This window comes from Siansivirga zeaxanthinifaciens CC-SAMT-1, assembly GCF_000941055.1.
Lineage (GTDB): Bacteria > Bacteroidota > Bacteroidia > Flavobacteriales > Flavobacteriaceae > Siansivirga > Siansivirga zeaxanthinifaciens.
This window is the reverse complement of the sequence record NZ_CP007202.1, coordinates 2,995,511-3,015,781: the sequence shown is the minus strand read 5'-3', so window position 1 is coordinate 3,015,781 and position 20,271 is coordinate 2,995,511. Positions and strand designations below refer to the sequence as shown.

10 protein-coding genes are annotated in these 20,271 nt (G+C 35.7%); 9 read left to right on the top strand and 1 reads right to left on the bottom strand.

The window, feature by feature from the left end:
- Positions 1-137: 137 nt before the first annotated feature.
- The 6 genes from AW14_RS13170 to AW14_RS15350 all read left to right on the top strand — a co-directional run bounded on the left by AW14_RS13170 (position 138) and on the right by AW14_RS15350 (position 10,183).
- Positions 138-3,320, top strand: coding sequence for a glycosyl hydrolase (locus AW14_RS13170; protein ID WP_245617598.1), 3,183 nt, complete (start codon positions 138-140; stop codon positions 3,318-3,320).
- Positions 3,321-3,350: 30 nt separating this feature from the next.
- Positions 3,351-4,775: a sulfatase family protein gene (locus AW14_RS13165; RefSeq protein ID WP_044639224.1), complete on the top strand. Its 1,425-nt coding sequence runs from the start codon at positions 3,351-3,353 to the stop codon at positions 4,773-4,775.
- Between the two features lie 157 nt (positions 4,776-4,932).
- Positions 4,933-7,272, top strand: coding sequence for an alpha-L-rhamnosidase-related protein (locus AW14_RS13160; protein ID WP_169744668.1), 2,340 nt, complete (start codon positions 4,933-4,935; stop codon positions 7,270-7,272).
- A 75-nt stretch (positions 7,273-7,347) separates the two neighbouring features.
- A complete protein-coding gene (locus tag AW14_RS14555) occupies positions 7,348-7,740 on the top strand; it encodes a sugar-binding domain-containing protein (protein ID WP_169744667.1) in 393 nt (130 codons plus the stop codon).
- Positions 7,741-7,764: 24 nt separating this feature from the next.
- Positions 7,765-9,669 carry an alpha-L-rhamnosidase-related protein gene (locus AW14_RS13155; RefSeq protein ID WP_052647520.1) on the top strand — a complete coding sequence of 635 codons (1,905 nt, stop codon included), beginning with the start codon at positions 7,765-7,767 and terminating at the stop codon, positions 9,667-9,669.
- 259 nt (positions 9,670-9,928) lie between these two features.
- Positions 9,929-10,183 carry a glycoside hydrolase family 78 protein gene (locus tag AW14_RS15350; RefSeq protein WP_044639222.1) on the top strand — a complete coding sequence of 85 codons (255 nt, stop codon included), beginning with the start codon at positions 9,929-9,931 and terminating at the stop codon, positions 10,181-10,183.
- On the opposite strand, the gene AW14_RS14870 is transcribed toward AW14_RS15350, so the two are convergent.
- Positions 10,126-10,269: a hypothetical protein gene (locus tag AW14_RS14870; protein WP_154662160.1), complete on the bottom strand. Its 144-nt coding sequence runs from the start codon at positions 10,267-10,269 to the stop codon at positions 10,126-10,128. The two genes, AW14_RS15350 and AW14_RS14870, sit on opposite strands and share 58 nt — an antisense overlap.
- Before the next feature lie 27 nt (positions 10,270-10,296).
- Here AW14_RS14870 and AW14_RS13145 point away from each other — a divergent pair, with 27 nt between their 5' ends.
- The 3 genes from AW14_RS13145 (at position 10,297) to AW14_RS13135 (ending at position 20,202) form a co-directional block, all read left to right on the top strand.
- Positions 10,297-13,392 carry a glycoside hydrolase family 2 TIM barrel-domain containing protein gene (locus AW14_RS13145; protein WP_044639221.1) on the top strand — a complete coding sequence of 1,032 codons (3,096 nt, stop codon included), beginning with the start codon at positions 10,297-10,299 and terminating at the stop codon, positions 13,390-13,392.
- 590 nt (positions 13,393-13,982) lie between these two features.
- Positions 13,983-16,739 (top strand): family 78 glycoside hydrolase catalytic domain, encoded by a 2,757-nt coding sequence (locus AW14_RS13140; protein ID WP_044639220.1) that lies wholly within the window; start codon positions 13,983-13,985, stop codon positions 16,737-16,739.
- A gap of 115 nt (positions 16,740-16,854) precedes the next feature.
- Positions 16,855-20,202 (top strand): glycosyl hydrolase, encoded by a 3,348-nt coding sequence (locus tag AW14_RS13135; RefSeq protein WP_084708898.1) that lies wholly within the window; start codon positions 16,855-16,857, stop codon positions 20,200-20,202.
- Positions 20,203-20,271 lie beyond the last annotated feature (69 nt).

Here is a 20,271-nt window from a genome sequence, read left to right as displayed (position 1 = left end):
AGGCGATAACATATGTGACCGCTTAAAAAATATAATTTTACATATATGAAATACAAAAAGAAATGAAATTACCAATAAAGCTAAGTTGTGTTTTTATAATGCTTTTTTTAATGGGTTCCTGGAAAAGTTGGAGCCAAATGAGCAAAGAAAACTTTCAACAAGTAAAATCTAATTTTACAAAATCTGCCAATGACAACACTATTTGGTGTTATTGGTATTGGATTAATGATGATATTTCTAAAGATGGTATTACCAAAGATTTGGAAGCCATGAAAAAAGCTGGTATTGGTTGTGCTTTAATTGGAAATATAAATCCGGCTCACGAAGATGGAAAAGTACCCATGCTAAGTGAAGATTGGTGGTCGCATATGGTACATGCTGTGGTTGAAGGCAAGCGTATCGGGGTTGATATTGGTGTGTTTAATTGTCCTGGATGGAGTCAAAGTGGTGGTCCTTGGGTCGATTATACCAAAGCTATGCGTTACCTTACTTATAGCGAAACAAAAGTTTCAGGAGGTAAAAAACTTAGCATACAGCTTGAAAAACCAAAGGATGAATTTCAAGATACACATACTTTTGCATTCAAATATTCAGCTATTGAAAAAAGAAGTACACAGTTTATTTCCACTAAAATAACAACAAATTGGAATGATGTCGATGTAGCTGTCTTAAACGATGGCAATAAAGAAGCAGATACGAGCTTTGAACCAAAGAAGGGAGAATTGTTAGAAATTAGTTTTGAACTTTCTGAAGCAATAACAGCACGTTCTATTGCCATTACACCAAGTCAGGCTTTTAAATGTAATATGACTTTAATGGCTGTAGTCGATGGCAAAGAGAAAATAATAAAAGAATTTCTTTTTGATCGTTTTAAAATAGCTCCTAATGTAGCGTCCATTAAAACAGGTGCTTATGCTACCGATTTACCCGATGTTAAAGCTGACAAGTTTATCTTAAAATGTTCCGATTTTAGAACCAAAGGTGGCGGTTATGGTTTTGCTGAAATTACTATTTCTGAAGCGCCCGTATTGGATAAATACATTGAGAAACAACTGGGTAAAATGAATTCTACACCGGGTATTCAATGGGATTCGTATATCTATGGACAACAAGAAGCGCTTAAAGATAAAAGTTTATGTATTAATCCTGATGAGGTGATTGATATTAGCAATAAGCTTGATAAAAATGGGTTGCTAAACTGGGATGCGCCTGCAGGTGAGTGGACCATCATGCGAATGGGAATGACACCTACAGGTACTAAAAATGCTCCTGCAGCACCGCAGGGTGTTGGCTATGAGATTGATAAAATGAGTAGTGCTTTGGCGCAGTATCATTTCGATAATTTTGTGGGGGAACTATTAAAACGTATACCTGAAGAAAGCAAGTCGGCTTTTAAATATGTGGTGGCCGATAGTTACGAGCAAGGTTCTCAAAATTGGACCGATGCTTACGAAATTAAATTCAAAGAAAAATATGGCTACGATCCTGTGCCATTCTTACCCGTTCTTTCTGGTAGAATAGTGGGTAGTGTAGAGCTATCTGAACGTTTCTTGTGGGATTTGCGCCGTGCTATTGCCGATGATGTAGCTTACGAATACGTGGGTGGCTTACGAAAAGCCAGTAACAAGCACAACCTTAAAGTTTGGTTAGAAAATTACGGTCACTGGGGATTCCCGGGTGAGTTTATGATGTATGGCGGACAGTCGGATTTGATAGGTGGCGAATTTTGGAACGAAGGTACGCTAGGGAATATCGAATGTAAAGCGTCTTCTTCAACCTCACACACGTATGGAAAGCCTATAACTTCAGCAGAGGCTTTTACCTCATCGCGTAAAGCTTACCTTCGTCATCCTGCAATGCTTAAAAAACGTGGTGATTGGGCATTAACAGAGGGGATCAATCATTTCGTATTGCACCTCTATATTCAACAACCTGACGATAAACGTAAACCTGGAATGAACGCTTGGTTTGGTACTGAGTTCAACCGACACAATACTTGGTTTGGTCAGGCTGATACGTATTTTGATTATCTACGTCGTTGCCAACATTTATTGCAACAAGGTAAATATGTTGCCGATGTATGCTATTACATAGGTGAAGATGCTCCTGTAATGACGGGTGTCCGTAATCCGGAAATTCCACAAGGGTATTCTTATGATTACATCAATGCTGAGGTGATTATGAATCGCTTAACGGTTCAAGATGGCCGATTTGTATTACCCGATGGGATGTCGTACAAAGTGATGGTGTTACCGCCATTTACCACCATGCGTCCGGAATTATTGAAAAAAATCGAGGGGTTAGTGCAACAAGGAGGCGTTATTTTAGGTCCAAAACCTCAAAAATCTCCTAGCTTACAAAACTACCCAGCCTGTGATGAACAAGTAAAAGCATTGGCTAGCAAATTATGGAGTGGAACCTACAATCAAGGAAAAATGACCCTTCAATATGGAAAAGGAAAAGTGATGGATGGTTATGAATTGTCAGAAGTATTTGAGACTATTAATCTGTCAAAAGATTTCGAGCTTTCTGCTGATGCACCAGTGTTGTGGATTCACCGTACGATGCCAGGTATGGATGTTTATTTCATCAGTAATCAAAGTGATGAGACCATTGATTTATCTCCTGTTTTCCGTGTGGATCAAAAATTAAAACCTCAATTATGGGATGCGGTAAGTGGCGAAATAAGAGAATTAGCTAACTATGAATTAACACCAACCGGAATAAAAGTACCTTTAAAAATGGAAGCTGCTCAAAGTTGGTTTGTGGTATTTGCTAATAAAGCCAATAATCTAGAAGTGAAGCCTGCTTATACTACTAATTTTCCAGTGTACGAAAAGGTGAGTACTATTGAAGCGCCTTTTAAAGTAGATTTCATGAATAAAGATATTGCACCTAAAGACCCTGTAGTATTTGATAAATTAATCGATTGGAGAAATTCTGAAGATGAGCAACTAAAGTATTATTCAGGAACAGTAGTTTATTCTTCAACTTTCCATATAGAAAAGCTTCCAAAAAATCAAGATATGTACATCAATTTAGGTAAAGTTTCGGTAATGGCAAAAGTGAAGCTAAATGGAAAATATATTGGTGGTGTTTGGATGGCACCTTACCGACTCAATATAACGAATGCCATTAAAAAAGGAAAAAACAAACTGGAAATTGAGGTGGTTAATCTATGGCGAAACCAGTTAATAAAAGACAAACAACGATCAGAAGATGAGAAATATACTTGGTTAGTAACCGATGATATTAAACCTGATAGTGAAATACAATCTTCTGGTTTGTTAGGTCCAGTAATTATTGAAACGATCAAATAATAAGAATTAAATAATAAAAATATAAATAAAATGAAAAATATATTGTTACTCACAGGGTTACTTCTAATAGTATCCTGTAAATCAAAAAAAGAATTAGAGAAACCCATTAAAGCACCCAATGTAGTATTTGTACTAACCGATCAATGGAGAGCACAGGATCTTGGTTTTGTTGGAAATGAACAAGTCATTACTCCTGCAATTGATGAATTGGCAAAAGAAGCAGTAGTGTTTACTAATGCTATTTCAAACCTTCCTGTTTGTACACCAGCACGAGCTTCGTTAATGACAGGTAAATACCCACTAAGTCACGGACTTTTTTACAATGATAAGCCTTTACGAACTGATGAAAATTGCATTGCAGAAGTGTATAAAGAAAACGGTTATCAAACGGGATATATTGGTAAATGGCATATCAATGGTCATCCCCGAGGAATGACAAATACGCAAGGAAGAGGATTACCTATAAAGGCTGATCGTCGACAAGGTTTTGATTTATGGAAAGTGTGTGAGACTACGCATAATTACAATAATTCTATTTATTTTGACGAAAACAACGTAAAACACAAATGGGAAGGTTACGATGCCATTGCTCAAACAAAAGAGGCTGTTAAATACATGCAGGCTAATAAAGAGAATCCTTTTGTTTTATTTGTAGCTTATGGTCCACCGCATGCGCCTTACAATACTGCACCTCAAAAGTATCAGGACATGTATAAATATATGGATATTAAGCTACGTCCTAACGTGCCAGAAGATAAAGCAGAAAAGGCAAAAGAAGAAATTAGAGGTTATTATGCGCATATGACAGCACTTGATGATTGTATAGCTGAATTACAAAAAGAAATTAAGAATTTAGGCCTAGAAGAAAACACCATTTTTGTTTTCACTTCAGACCATGGTGATATGCTCTATTCTCATTCAGAAATTAAAAAGCAAAAACCTTGGGAAGAGTCTATTCACATTCCTTTTATATTAAAATATCCGGCCAAATTAAAAGCAGGTTCACAAATGACCAAAATGTTTTCTTTTCCAGACATCATGCCTACATTATTGGGAATGTCTAATTTACCTATTCCAGATTCAGTAGAAGGACTCAATTATACAGGACAATTATTAGGAACTCAAGAATTGAGTGTGGATGCAGCTTTAATTACTTGTCCAGTTCCTTTTCATCAATGGAAATATAAAAATGGTGGTCGTGAGTTCAGAGGTGTTAGAACCGAAAAATACACCTATGTGAAGGATCTTAACGGACCTTGGTTATTGTATGATAATTTGAATGACCCATATCAAATGAACAATGTAGTAGGTAAAGAAGGATACAAAACTATCCAAGCTGATTTAGAAGTTAAACTGAAAGCTATACTTGATAAACAAGGAGATCAATTTTTGCCTGGTGAAGAATATATGAAAAAATGGAACTATCAATGGGATGGTAGTGATAGTGATAAATAAGTAATGAACTAAATTTAGAAATGTTAAGGTAAAACTACGTTTGTAAATGTGAATATTGAGTTAGTAATAAAGTTTTAAAAATTTGCTAAAAACATAATTAAATATAAATAAATAAATGAATACAAAATATCAAAATAGAATAAAACTTACGAGTCTTTTGATCATAGTTTTAACCTTAACAACAACTTTTAGTTATGCTCAAACACCCAATTGGGGTAACGCACAATGGATTTGGCAAAAAGAAGACGGACCTTCCAACACTTGGATGAGCTTTAGAAAAACTATAAAAATAAATCAAATTCCAGAAACTGTTGAAGCTAATATTTCAGTCGATAGTAAATTCTGGCTTTGGATTAATGGAAAAATGGTACTCTTTGAAGGAGGTTTATCGCGTGGACCCAGTCAGGCCGGAGCTTGGAACAGAAAAGAACAAATTACACCTGCCAATTCTTGGTATGAGACAGTAAACATTCAACCATATTTGAAAAAAGGCGAGAATACCATTGCAATTCTAGTTTGGTATTGGGGACGCGAAACACACAAAGGAACTCATATTGATAGTAAAAAAGGAGGTCTTTTGTTTTCAGCAAACATTGGAGAACAGAAAGTAATTTCTGATGCTTCTTGGAAAGCCATGCAACACCCAGGATATGATAATACCATAGAACCTGCCAGCAAAATGTTAGTCCAGTATAGTGTGAAGTACAATGCTCAAAAGGGATTAAATGATTGGTCTGATAATGCTTGGTATAGCCATGAATATGATGATAAAAAATGGCCATCGGCTATTGAAAAAGGATTAGTGGGCGTTGCGCCATGGTATAATTTGGAAAAAAATATGGTGCCACACTTAGTGAATCATGGTCTAGAAAATTACACCAATCAGAATGAATTACAATTACCTTTTATTAGTAATGGACAAACTATAAAATGTAAGCTGCCTTTTAACAAACAAATCACCCCTTATCTTGAAATTGAATCCAAAGCAGGTGATACTATTTTTATAACTACAGACAATAGTAGAAATGGCATTAACGCTACTTATATAACAAAAGAAGGCCAACAAGCTTTTGAAAGTTATTCATGGATGAACGGACACGAAGTGCGCTATACAATTCCAAAAGGTGTTAAGGTAAAAGCCTTAAAATACAGATGGATGAGTGTGGGAGAAATGGCAGGAAAATTTGAACTAGATGATGCGTTTTATAATCGTTTATGGTGGATGGGTAACAATACGCTTTTTGTTTGTGCCCGCGATAATTTTATGGATTGTCCCGATAGAGAGCGCGCTTTATGGATTGGAGATGTGGCAGATCAAACAGGTTATTTGTTTTACTCGATGGATAATGCCGGAAGGCAATTGCTAAAAAAAGCAATTTTGCAAACCGTCTATTTTAGTGAAAATGGGGTTATTGGCGCTTTGGGGCCACTTAGAGTTCGTGAGTTAGTATGTCAAAGTTTGCAATTTATTTCGCAGGTAGTTTGGCCATACTATCTCAATACAGGCGACAAGGAAACACTTGAAAAGGCGTATCCTTATTTATATAAGTATTTGGATTTGTTTCCAATGAAAGAAAATGGCTTACCTGAGTACCGAAAAGCGAAAAGTCCTGACTCTTGGGATTGGTTGGATTGGGGTGTAGCTAATACTACCGATGCTGAACCTATCCAAATGGCCTTTTATTATTTGGCTTTAGAAAAAGCAAATAAAATGGCAGAAGTATTGGGTAAACAAGACCATGTAAAATGGTATAATAACAGAATGAATACCATGAAGCCTGCTTTCGAAAAAGCTTATTGGAAAAATGGATTTTACAGCACCAATGCTGAGAAATTTAAGGACGATAGAGCCAATGCTATTGCTATTGTTTCTGGAATTGCAAACCCAAAGTATTACAATCAAATTGTAGATAATGTATTGATTCCCAATCGTTTTTCTAGTCCGCATTTTGAATGGATGGCGGAGGAAGCCATGTGTATTGCAGGAAGACATCAAGAATCACTTCAAAGAATGAAAGAGCAATACCAAAGTCAGGTGGATAAAAAATCCATGACCACCCTATATGAAAAATTCCCTGACGGCGGAAGCTATAATCATGCTTGGAACGGTTCGAATACCGTTTTATCAAAATACATTGCAGGAGTGCAACCAACCAAAGTAGCCTGGAGTGAATTTGAAATCATGCCAGAATTGGTTCATTTTAAAAATGTAAAAAAGTTAATTCCAACGGTTAAGGGTGATGTTGGTGTTGAAATGAAAAAATCGGATAAGACTTTTGAATTACAGTTGAATTCACCTCAAAATACAACCGCAATAATCGGTTTGCCAAAAACTGAAAAAACAATAACAACTGTTGCGGTTAATGGTGTTGTTGTCTGGAAAAAGGGAAAACAAAAAAAGGATTTATTTGGTATTAATTATCAAGGCGAAGACAATCAATTTTTGAAGTTTAAAGTTGGTTCGGGTAATTGGAATGTAAAGGCTGAATACAAATAATTATTAGTCTTAAAAATGGAATTAGAATTGAAAAAAAATTCACGCATTCTTATATTGTGTATAATCACTACCTTATTGTCATTTTCTGTATTTTCCAAAACCCCCAACTGGGGTAACGCACAATGGATCTGGCAAGAAGAAGATGGGCCAGCCAATACCTGGGTTGCTTTTCGTAAAACTTTTGACCTTAAAAATGTTCCTAATGAAGCTTTGGCACATTTAGCTGTAGATACCAAATATTGGCTGTGGGTAAATGGTAAAGCAGTTTTGTTTGAAGGTGGTTTGGCACGTGGAGCGGCACCCAACACCAATTATTATGATGAGGTTGACTTAAAACCCCATTTAAAAAAAGGGCAAAATACCATCGCTATTTTGGTTTGGTACTGGGGAAGAACACGAAAAGTTCATGACGATAGTGGTAAAGGTGGTCTTTTATTTCATGCTAATTTAGGAAATCAGATTATATAATCAAATACAGACTGGAAGCTAAAAGTGCATCCAGCTTACGACCCTAATAGTGGTGGCGGAGGCGATTCTGCAAATCGTGTAAACGCTTACAATGTAAAGTTCGATGCGCGTTCGGCTATGGGAGACTGGTCTGATAAGGCTTGGTACTCTCAAAATTATGATGATAGTAATTGGAGCAGTCCAACCCTAAAAGGATTGGCAAACAGTTTACCATGGGGGGATTTAGTAAAAAGAGCTATTCCGCAATGGAACGACAGAGGCTTAACTAATTATGAATCACTTAAAATTAGCTCTAAAACGGATAAGGTTGATGTTAAGCTACCTTATAAAAACAATACAGATGCTACAGTAATCATCCATGCTAAACTTCCTTTCAATAAACAAATGACACCTTATTTGAAAGTAAATAGTCCAGCTGGTAAAACTATTATTGCAAATACCGACAATCCATTTAATATGTTAAGTGGAACTTATATTACTAAAGATGGAGAGCAAGACTTTGAAAGTTATTCTTGGATAAATGGTCATGTAGTAACTTACAGCATTCCGCCAGGTGTTGAGGTATTAGACTTAAAATACCGATGGACAGGTGTCGGAGAAATGACAGGTAATTTTGAATGTAATGATGTCTATTTTAAACGTCTTTGGTGGATGGCTCGTAATACCTTGTATATATGTGCCCGTGATGGGTATATGGATTGTCCGGATAGAGAACGTGGTTTATGGATAGGTGATGTAGCCGATCAAACAGGTGCCATTTTCTACACTTTGGATGATGCCGGACGCCAGCTGCTGAAAAAAGGAATTGACAATACGATTGCGTATCGCGCTGGTGATACGATTCAAGGGTTGGCACCCGGCTTTGGAGCTTACAGAGGAAAAATTAGCGAACTTACCTGTCAAAGTTTACAATTTATTGATCAAGTAGTTTGGCAATATTATTACAATACTGGAGATAAAGAAACATTAGCAAATGCTTATCCCGCTATTTTTAACTATCTAAATCTTTGGAAAATGAAACCCAATGGCTTACCCGAACATCGCAAGGGCTATGCCAATTGGGTAGATTGGGGGGAAGATACAGATTCAACCCCAACGAATGTTTGTTGGTACTATATGGCGCTAAAAGCTGCCAAAAAAATGGCAATAGCTTTGAAGCAAGATAAAGATATTGAATGGTATAGCAATCGAATAACAAGTATTGAAAAAAACTTCGCAAATGAGTATTGGCAAGGAACACATTATGGAACAAAAGGGAAACCAATAGAAGAGCGTACCACCTCTCTGGCTATTGTAAGTGGTTTGGCTGATAAAGCCCATTATGACAAATTAGTAGATTCAATTTTACTTCCTGTTCAAAAAGCAAGTCCTCACATGGAATGGCTTGCAGAGGAGGCTATTATGTTAACGGGTCAATATGATAAGGGCTTGTTGCGAATGAAACAGCGCTATGAATCTCAAGTAAAGAATAAAGACCTAACTACGCTTTATGAAAAATTTGATGATAAAAGACCCGGTACTCCTAACCATGCATGGAATGCGCCTAATTATGTACTCTCTCGATATATTGCAGGAATAAAAGCAACTGATGTAGCTTGGAAATCCTTTGAAGTAAAACCAAATTTAGCGCATCTAACTTATGTAAAGCAAATTGTACCTTCTGTAAAAGGCGAGATTTCTGTTGAAGTCAATAAAACAAAAGATATTTATTCAATTGATTTAATTTCACCTAAAGAAACAACAGCAACCATTTATGTACCTAAATCAAGTAAAAAGATTAGTAAGATTTTAGTAAACGGAAAAAATGTTTGGAAGGGGGGTAAGAAATTCAAACAATTGGAAGGTTTTAAATATGAAAGTGAAGATTCAAATGATATCATGTTTAAAGTTGCTCCTGGCAAATGGTCAGTGGTTGCTGAATACCGATAGTGGAATGCCAACAAAAGATGAAGGTTTATGTGTTGTAATGCAACAATTTAAAATTCAAATTTATTCATAACTTTTTTATAGTATATTGGAAAAACAAGTTTGCATAAAAAAGAAAAGCGAGGAATGTTTTGAAATTAAATCTACGTCTGATTTGTTAATTTAAGCGTGCGGAAAGTTCAAAATATAGTTTAAGAATCAAGTTAAAAGAAATAGCTAAATGTTCTTATGTTTTTAATTATTAATAGCCATTGGTAACCGTATGATAAAATACATTTTAAACATTGTAATATTAAATACAATTTGTTCAATTAGCGTTGCTCTGGCTCAACAAAGTCTCCCAGCACCAATAAGTCTATCGGTTTCCGAAGGTTTTCATAATCCAATTGGTTTTTATGATAGCAAGCCCACTTTTACGTGGCAGCTATCACAAGCGAGTAACATAAAAAATAAAACGGCTTATGAAATAGTTGTGGCCTCTAGACCTGAATTATTATTGAAGTCACCAGATGTATGATTATCAGATTGTTGAATCTGGAAAGGTTGATATGGGTCTACCTGTTGCAGCAACCTTCGGTGTTTTTTATTTTGATATTGCCGCATGGGAATTATTAATACAATAAAACAAAAATGAAAAAATCATTTATTATTTTCTTAAATCTATTGCTAATTAGCAGTATACAAGCCCAAAAAAACGATTGGGAAAACCAAAACGTCACACAAATAAACAAAGAGAAACCATCGGCTAGTTTGTTTTATGATGATAGTTCTAATGATGTGACCTCGCTCAATGGCATTTGGGATTTTGCGTATTTTGATGACGTAAGCAAAGTTCCTGCCAATGCTAAACCTACAAAGTGGAATAAAATCCAGGTGCCGTCAGCATGGGAAATGCAAGGTTATGGCACCCCTATTTATACCAACCAGATTTATCCCTTCGATAAAAATCCACCATTTATTGCTGGAATTAATGGTAATCCGGTAGGAATATACCAAAGGGAATTTGAAGTAAATGAAATACAAGACAAAGAAGTTTATGTTTATTTTGGTAGTGTGTCTTCAGCTTTTTATTTATGGATCAATGATCAAAAAGTGGGTTACAGTCAAGATTCATGGTCGCCAGCTACTTTTAATATTTCATCTTATTTAAAAAAAGGAAAAAATACCTTGCGAATGCAGGTTTTTCGCTGGTCGGATGGAAGCTACCTCGAAGATCAGGACGGTTGGCGTATGAGTGGAATCTTTAGGGATGTATTCCTAGTGGAAAAGCAAGCAGTTCATATTAGAGATTATTTCGTAAAAACTGATTTAGTAGGTGATGGCGCTCAATTGAATTTACAAATTGATTTGAGCAACAACACAAAGAAAAAAATCAATAAATATAAATACCACGTTTCAATTAAGGACGATGAAGGAAAAGTAATTGTGATGCAGGAACTAGGTGCTAGTGCAGTTGTAAACATATCAAAAGAGATCCCAAAAATTAAACGTTGGTCAAACGAAGTGCCTAATCTTTACACCTTGAATGTTCAATTAAAAAAAGGGAAAGAGCTTGTGGATGAATTCCAATCAAAAATTGGATTCAGAGATATTGCTATTTCCGATAAGCAAGAGTTGCTGCTAAATGGGAAACCTATTATCATCAAGGGGGTAAATATTGTAGAGCACGACCCTGTTAATGGGAAATACGTTAGTAAAGAGCGAATGGAAAAGATAGTTAAGTTACTGAAACAATACAATATTAACACCGTTCGCACAGCGCATTATCCCGCTTCGCCATATTTTTATAAATTATGCGATGAATATGGTATATTGGTTATTGATGAGGCCAATGTGGAATCACAAGGGATGAAATACGAGGAAGAGTCACTTGCGAAGGATACAAGCTGGCAAAAAGCTCATGTTGAGCGTTTAGAAGCTATGATGCACCGCGATAAAAATCACCCTAGTGTTATTATGTGGTCTTTTGGAAATGAAGCAGGCAATGGGGTAAATATGGAGGCTATGCAACGTGTCGCTAAAACGCTAGACAAATCACGCCCTACACATTATCATATTATTGACGGAGGGGTTTCCTATGATATTTATGGTGGCGGAATTATTAAATTTGGTAAATACGACTTTTTTGGTCGTTACCAATCAGTTGATGATCTAATTCATTTGGGTGAAAAAGGTACTGACCGTTCATACTTGCTCAATGAGTATGCTCATTCTATGGGGAATAGTACCGGAAATTTGCAGGAGTATGTTGATGTGTTCGAAAAGTATCCTAATCTTATTGGAGGTTGTATCTGGGATTGGTCTGATCAGGGTATTACTAAAGGAACTGACGGTAGTTATGGTGTGAAAATTAAAGACGAGGAAACAGCACATCAAAAATGTAAAACTCCCGGGCAGGATTTTTATTGGGTCTACGGTGGAAGCTTTGGTGATAAACCTAATTCCGGAAGTTTTTGTATTAACGGTATCGTGTTTCCTGATCTTACCACAAGTAGCAAGACTGAAGAAGTAAAAAAAGCCTATAAAGAAATTGCTTTTAGCTTGAAAAATTTCAATCAGGGACTTATTGAAATTACCAACAAGTATCACGTTATAAACCTGAATAAATTTGATTTTGAATGGTTATTACTCAAAAATGGAAAAAAGATAAGCAGTATTCCATTTAGCATAAGTCTTGAAGGTTTATCGAAACAAGAGCTAACCTTACCTCAATGGAATTTTGTTGAAAACAGTAATGACGAATATGTGCTTCAAGTCTCTGCAAAACTAAAAGAAAATTCTAAATGGGCAGAAAAAGGATATGAAATAGCTTTTGAGGAGTGGGTATTAGCTCCACAAAAAACTTCACAAATGGTATTAAAATCTGATAAAAAAGTAAGTGTTAAGGATGCTGGTTCGCATATAGAGGTAATAGCTTCGAATCATAAATTTTTATTTGATAAGGCGAGCGGAAATCTTTTGAAAGCCATAAAAAGTGGGGAGGAAATTATAGCAGGAGGTATGGAGCTTTCCTTTTATAGAGCACCTGTAGATAACGACCGTTCTTTTAGAAAAGATTGGGATGACTTTCAACCAGATAGTTTAGATTGTACAGTAAATTCGTTTGATGTGAGGGTTGTTGGAAATAATGCTAAACTCTTGATTGCTAAGAGTTATAAATCGCCAAATAAAAAGATAGAAATTTCAACCTACGAAGTGTTTACTGTTACGGGTGAAGGAGAAGTTATTGTAGATTTAGGATTGGATTATTATGGCGATGCCTTGCCAAAATCGTTACCGAGAATTGGTTATACTGCTAAAATGCCAAGAACTTATGATGAAGTATCATGGTATGGTAAAGGTCCTGGTAGCTCGTATAACGACAGGAAAACAGGAATGCGAATGGGAATTTACACAGCTACAATAGATGAATTGTTTACAAATTACATTAAACCCCAAGCTAATGGCAATCGTTCGGAAGTACGATGGGTTAAGGTGGGTGATCAAAATCCAATTCAAATTAGTAGTCAAGAACCAATAAATTTTTCGCTTCAAAAATTTGATGCGTATCTGTTAGCAAAAGCTCGTTTTTCATACCAACTTAAAGAAAATGAGTATAATATACTAAATATTGATTTTGAACAAGGTCCTCTTGGTAATGGAAGTTGTGGTCCGGCACCGTTAAAAAAATATTGTGTGCAACCTGAAAAGAGTGAATATAAATTAAATTTTAAATTTTTTAATTAGCTTGATATAATTGTGGTTTGTTTTGCCAAAAAAAATCGTTAAGTATCAAATTCTCTTTCCGTCTCCAAAGGTATTGACAGCATTAGTTTTTGTTATAGTAAATTTTTTTTTTTCAATGGAAATTATGTTAATTGAGTAATGTTTAAATTACATCAAAGGAATTGGAATACTATATACAGAGAAAAAGTTAAAATACAACAGTATATGCAATTAAGATTTTTGTGATTTTTATACGCAGATTATGTGGCTATTATGCTCTATAAACAATCAAAAAATCGGTGTGAAGCTTTTTAATTTATTTTACCTACCTTTCGATAGATATGTCTGTTTTCCAATACGTAATCTAGAATGTGTAATTGAAAATAGCCAATATTAGGGCTATTTAAATATGTTATTTAACTATTGATACTTTATCTATATTTTTTTATAAATGTATACAGGATAAAGCAGGGCATGAAATATATACAAATCCGTTAATTTTATAATCCAATAAACGTATCTTAAAATTTAAGTTTAGTTATTAGAAGGTGATTATAAAGCTACTAGACAGAATTAATTAAAAGCAAACGAAAATATCCATTGATTTCCCAATGATAAAGCATGTTTTTTACCTCATAATATTTAAACTATTATTTTATACAAGTATTGTTCAGGCAAAAGAAATTCTCCCAGCACCAATAAGTCTATCGGTTTCCGAAGGTTTCCATAATCCAATTGGTTTTTATGATAGCAAGCCCACTTTTTCTTGGCAGCTACCACAAGCGAGTAACATAAAAAATCAAACAGCTTATGAAATAGTTGTGGCCTCGAGACCTGAATTATTATTGAAATCACCAGATGTATGGTCTTCAGGTAAGGTGATGTCTAATCAATCCGTTAATGTTACTTATGGAGGTAGCGAACTTAAATCAAGACAAAAAGTTTATTGGCAACTAAGGTATTGGAACCAAGAAGGTCATTCCTCAAGCTGGAGCAAGATAGCCAGTATCGAAATGGGTTTGCTATCTAATTCAGATTGGAAAGCACAATGGATAAAAATTCCAGATCCAGACCAATGGAACACAACTCGTTATGGAACACGATTGTTTAAACCTCAATATTTAAGAAAACAATTCAAACTAAATTCTAAAATAAAAAGGGCTCGCTTATACATTACTGCCAAAGGTGTTTTTGAAGCGAGTATCAATGGAAAAAAAATAGGGAATGATGTGTTAGTACCAGGTTGGACTCCTTACCAAAAACGAATAGAAACCCTCACTTATGATGTTACAGATGCTTTACAAAAAAACAAAAACACTATAGGGTTGATTCTTTCGGAAGGTTGGCACTCAGGTCGTTTTGGTCCACAAAGACGTTGGGATACTGTAGTCGCACCACCCCAGATTATTTGCCAATTAGAAATAGAAGATATAAAAGGGAACTTAAAAACCATAGCGACAGACGGAACATGGAAAGCTTATAATAATGGCCCCATTCGCACAGCAGGTTTGTATGACGGTGAAGTGTACGATGCCAATTACGAGATTCCAGGGTGGAATACTCCAAACTATGATGATCGTTTTTGGCAAGAAGTATCCGTTGAAAATTTAGATCCAAAAACCAGATTATTTCCCAAAAAACATGCAACAGTTAAAAATAAGATGAAATTACAGGCTGTTAAAATGACTGCACAAGGAAATAGACGTGTACTATTTGATTTGGGGCAAAATATGGTAGGTGTCGTTCAACTTAACATTCCTGTTAAAAAAGGTGATACCATTAAATTAAGACATGGCGAGATGTTATCAAGCAACGGTGAACTATTTACTGGCAATCTTGGATCTGCACCTTCTATAGATTATTACATCGCAAAAGAAAATGGTAGCATTTCTTGGCAACCAAAATTCACCTTTCATGGCTTTCGTTATGTTGAAGTGAGTGGGTACAGTAAAGAACATCAACCACAATTAAATTGGGTTACAGGAATGGTTCAGCATTCTGATTTTGATATGTCTGGCAATTTCCATTCATCACATACCAAATTAAATCAATTGCATAGTAATATTCAATGGGGCTTACGAGGAAATTTTTTTGACGTGCCTTTGGATTGTCCGCAACGTAGCGAGCGATTGGGTTGGACAGGTGATGCTCAGGTTTTTATCCCAACGTCACTTTATTTGGCAGATGCACACGCATTTTGGGCTGCTTGGCTTACTAGTATGAGAGAAGACCAGTTTGGCAATGGAGGTATTCCAGTAGTAGTTCCAAATTTTACGGGGAATTTTGCTCAGGCAGGATGGTCAGATGCATGTACAATCATTCCATGGGAATTGTATTTTAGGACAGGTGATAAGGGGGTTTTAGAAGATAATTACGACATGATGAAACGTTGGTGCGATTATCATGCATCCGAAGCAACAAATTACATTAGTTATATGTCAACTGTTGGCGATTGGCTACAGCCTTTTTCTCAACAAAAAGATGACCGTAGAGGAGACACGCCTAATACACTTATTTCCACAGCTTTTTATGCCTATTCAGTCAAATTAACCATGAAGACTGCTGAGGTTTTAGGTTTGAAAGAGGATAAAGTTTATTATCAACAACTTTTGGACTCGATTTCACAGGCTTTTGAAAAAGAGTTTTTCGATGAAAACGGAAAAATAAAATCACCATATACGCCCACACAAACGGGTTATTTATTAGCACTTGGTTTTGATATACTTCCAAAGGTAACAGCTGATAAAGCTATTATTCATTTGGTTGAGCTTATTCAAGAGGCCGATACTCATTTGCGCACAGGTTTTATTGGAACACCTTTGTTGGCTCATGTTTTGGATAAGACAGGGAATACGAATCTTCTTTACGATATTTTATTTAAGGAAACCTATCCTTCATGGTTTTATTCCATAAATCAAGGAGCTACAACCATGTGGGAAAGGTGGGATGGCTATACCCATGATAAAGGTTTTGCTGATAGAGCTTTGTCTTTTAATCATTATGCTTATGGAGCAATTGGTCAATGGATGTATGAGCGCATTGCCGGTATTGCACCTTTAGCCCCTGGGTATAAGAAAATATTATTTGCTCCAGTACCCAATCAAATACTATCTGAAGCTAAAGGCGAATATCATTCACCTTACGGAAAAATTTCATCAGATTGGAAATATGATGGTAAGGATTTTGTTTACAATATCACTGTTCCAACAAACACAACAGCTAAAATTATCATACCAACATTTAATTTAAGTAATCCAAATATTACGGTAAATGGTAAGAGTACTAAAGTTGAGATAAAAGGCGATCAATTATTTTTAGACAATTTTCAAAGTGGAACTTTCGAGATAAAGCTTTACAATGTAAATTAAATGGAATTATCAATTTTCTAAAATTGAACATTAAAAAAATGATGTAATTAAAAATGAAGCCGAAAAAATAGTTTTAATAATGAGGCCTTATTCAATAAACTTATAAAATAAAAAAATGAAAAAAAACAGACTTTTAATTGTTTTGTTGATGCTTAGCGTCTCTGTTTGCTTCGCTCAAACTAATCAGTTATTAGAGTCAAGTTTTCAAACCCCACCAAATCAATTTAGACCACAAACCTGGATGCATGTTTTAGACGGCAATATGTCTAAAGAGGGGTTAACAAAAGATTTGAAGGCACTTGCAGATGCCGGTGTGGGAGGTGTGTTGTTATTTAATATTTCCTACGGGATTCCAAATGGTAAAGTAACATATAACTCGCCGGAGCACATTGCGTTGTTAAAACATGCTGCGGTTGAGTCTGAACGATTAGGGCTAAATTTTGGTGTTCACAATTGTGATGGATGGTCTGCAAGTGGCGGCCCTTGGATTACACCTGAACAATCTATGAAAATGGTGGTTCACAGTGAAACGATAGTAAAAGGAGGAAAAAAAATGCAAGTAAAATTGCCACAACCTACTACACGAAAAGGATATTATCGAGATTTGGCCGTATTGGCATATCCATCTTTTCAATCAGAACTTGAAAACATCAACAATATTCCTACCATAACGTCTTCAGACAAAGAGTTGGATATTAAAAAATTAACCGATAACAAAATTGACACTTTTACGGTAATAAAGGGTTCTGAAAAAAATCCGGCGAGTATTGTCTATGCCTATTCTAAGCCTTTTACCTTACGTTCTCTTTTAATTTCCACCGGAACACGACATTCAAAAATAAAAATTTATGTGTCGAACAATGGGCAGGATTATGCAGAAATTGAAAAACCGGACAATCCTCGCCCAGGAAAAAATGAATTTAGTTTGTCAAAAATATACAATGGCATTACCACACAATTTATTAAAGTTGAAACAACGGCACAAGTAAGTTTGTATGAAACGTCATTTTCTTCAACTCAATTTATTGGTGATCAATTAGGACGCGTGTCAATGTCAAAAACCGAGGCTTCTAAAGTTACACCTATTGGTACTCCTGCTCAAGAAATGATTATAGATCCTTCTAAAGTTATAGATTTAACCCACCAAATGGACGCGCATGGTAACTTAACCACAAAAGTTCCTAAAGGAAATTGGACAATCATGCGTTTTGGATATACAACTACCGCTGCTTTTAATCATCCTGCAACGGATTCAGGCAGAGGTTTGGAGGTGGATAAATACAATCGAGAGGCTGTAAAAATACATTACGATGCGTTTACAAAAAAAGTGGTAGATGCCGCTATGCCATTTGCGCCAAATGCCATGAAATATGTTGAAATAGATAGTTATGAAATGGGAGGTCAAAACTGGACAAAGAATTACGATAGTATTTTTAAATCTCGATTTGGGTACGATTTAAAACTTTTTTTACCTATTTATTCAGGTCGTTTTGTCAAAAATGCAGATGTAACAGAAGCCGTTACGTATGATATTCGAAAACTAAATAGTGAGCTGATGGTAGAAAACTATTTTGGTTATTTTACAGAATTAAGCAATAAGGATGGGATAAAAACCTATATCGAGCCTTACGGAAATGGACCCATGGATAATTTAGCCACTGGTGGTAAATCAGATATACCTATGGGCGAATTTTGGACAAGTTTGCCTGATGCCACTGGGCAAAGTGATCCGTCTACTATTGTTAATGCGGCGGTTGAGTCGGCCCATTTATATGGAAAGAATGTTGTGTCGGCTGAATCTTTTACAGCCTCTTCCCAATTAAATTGGAAGGGAACCCCAAGTGGATTTAAGAAATCAGGAGATCGTATTTGGACTTTAGGTGTTAATGAGTTCATGTTTCACCGGTTTGCACACCAGCCAAATACACACGTTACACCAGGAATGACTATGGGCCCTTGGGGTTCGCATTTCGACCGTACAAACACATGGTGGTATAATGCAGGCAAAGCTTGGTTTAAATATTTGGCTCGCGGTCAATATATGCTTCGTCAAGGCAATCCAGTATACGATTTTCTTCTTTTTCCTGGCGATGCATCTCCAAACCCATCATTTAATCCTAAACTACCTGGACAAATTAAATATTTGAATACCAATAGTGAAGTCCTAATTAACAGAGTTGTTGTTGAGGAAGGTCAATTGAAGCTTCCTGAAGGGACAACTTTTAAAGCTTTAATATTAGGAAATATCCAAAAAATTGAATGGCCTACCTTACGCCGCTTAAAAGTTTTGGCTGATCAGGGAGCGGTTCTTATTGGTGAACGTCCAACTACTATTGCCCAATACCAGATAAGTCAGGCAGAAAAAGACGAGTTCAATGCCTTAGTAGAATATATTTGGAACAAACCAACTACTTACAACGAAATGAATTGGAAAGTATTCTTACCAAAACTAAAGGTAACGCCAGATTTTATGGTAAAAGGGAAAGAAACTTACAATTATATTCATCGTAAAACCGAAACAGAGGACATTTATTTCTTTTACAATATGGATGATACCCCTCAGATGTTAGATTGTACGTTTAATGTTACCGGAAAAATACCTGAACTTTGGAATCCATTAACAGGTGAAATTGTAAAATTGGCGCAGTTTACAACCAAGGAAGGAAAAACACAACTACCTGTATTTTTGGAAGATTCAGGTGCTGTATTTGTGGTGTTTCGTCAGCCAATTAATAACACGCTACATGTTAGTAATGAACCTCAAAAAGATGTTCAATATGTTTATCACGAGGGTGGTAAGATACAAGCCGAAGTTAAGGTCAATGGTAACTATCAAGCAGTCACTTCACAAGGCGAAAAACAGCAGTTTAAGATTAACGATATTGTAGCTCCTTATTCCATTAGAGGTAGCTGGGAAGTTCAATTCAGAAAAGAAGATGGCTACGAGGCAAAACACACGTTTTCAACATTAATCGACTGGAAAGATAATAACTTAGATGCGATAAAGTATTACTCAGGAACGGCTACATACACTAAAAATTTTATAATTAATAAAGAATTATTAAAATCAAATCGAAAATTATACCTCGATTTGGGTCAGGTTTGTATAGCCGCACGGGTACTCTTAAATGGAAAAGATTTGGGTGTATTATGGGTGGCTCCTTATGAGGTGGATATAACTAATTTCGCAAAAGAAGGTCTTAATGAACTCAAAATTGAGGTGACTAACCAATGGACCAACAGGTTAATTGGAGATGAGGCATTACCTGATACTAGTGGTTATGATAAAAATGCTAAAAATATGCCTGAATGGTATACAAATAATGAGCCTCAGCCAGAAGGGAATCGACGTACATTTACGGTATTTAATTTTTACAAAACAGATAAAAAATTGATGCCTTCTGGACTTTTAGGGCCTGTGCAGTTAAAATCAGTTGTTAATTATTTAATCCAGAAGCCTTAGTCAATTTTTAGATAGGAATGTTTTTGGTAGGTGTATTCAATGAACTAGCGATTCATATAAATCAGCAAT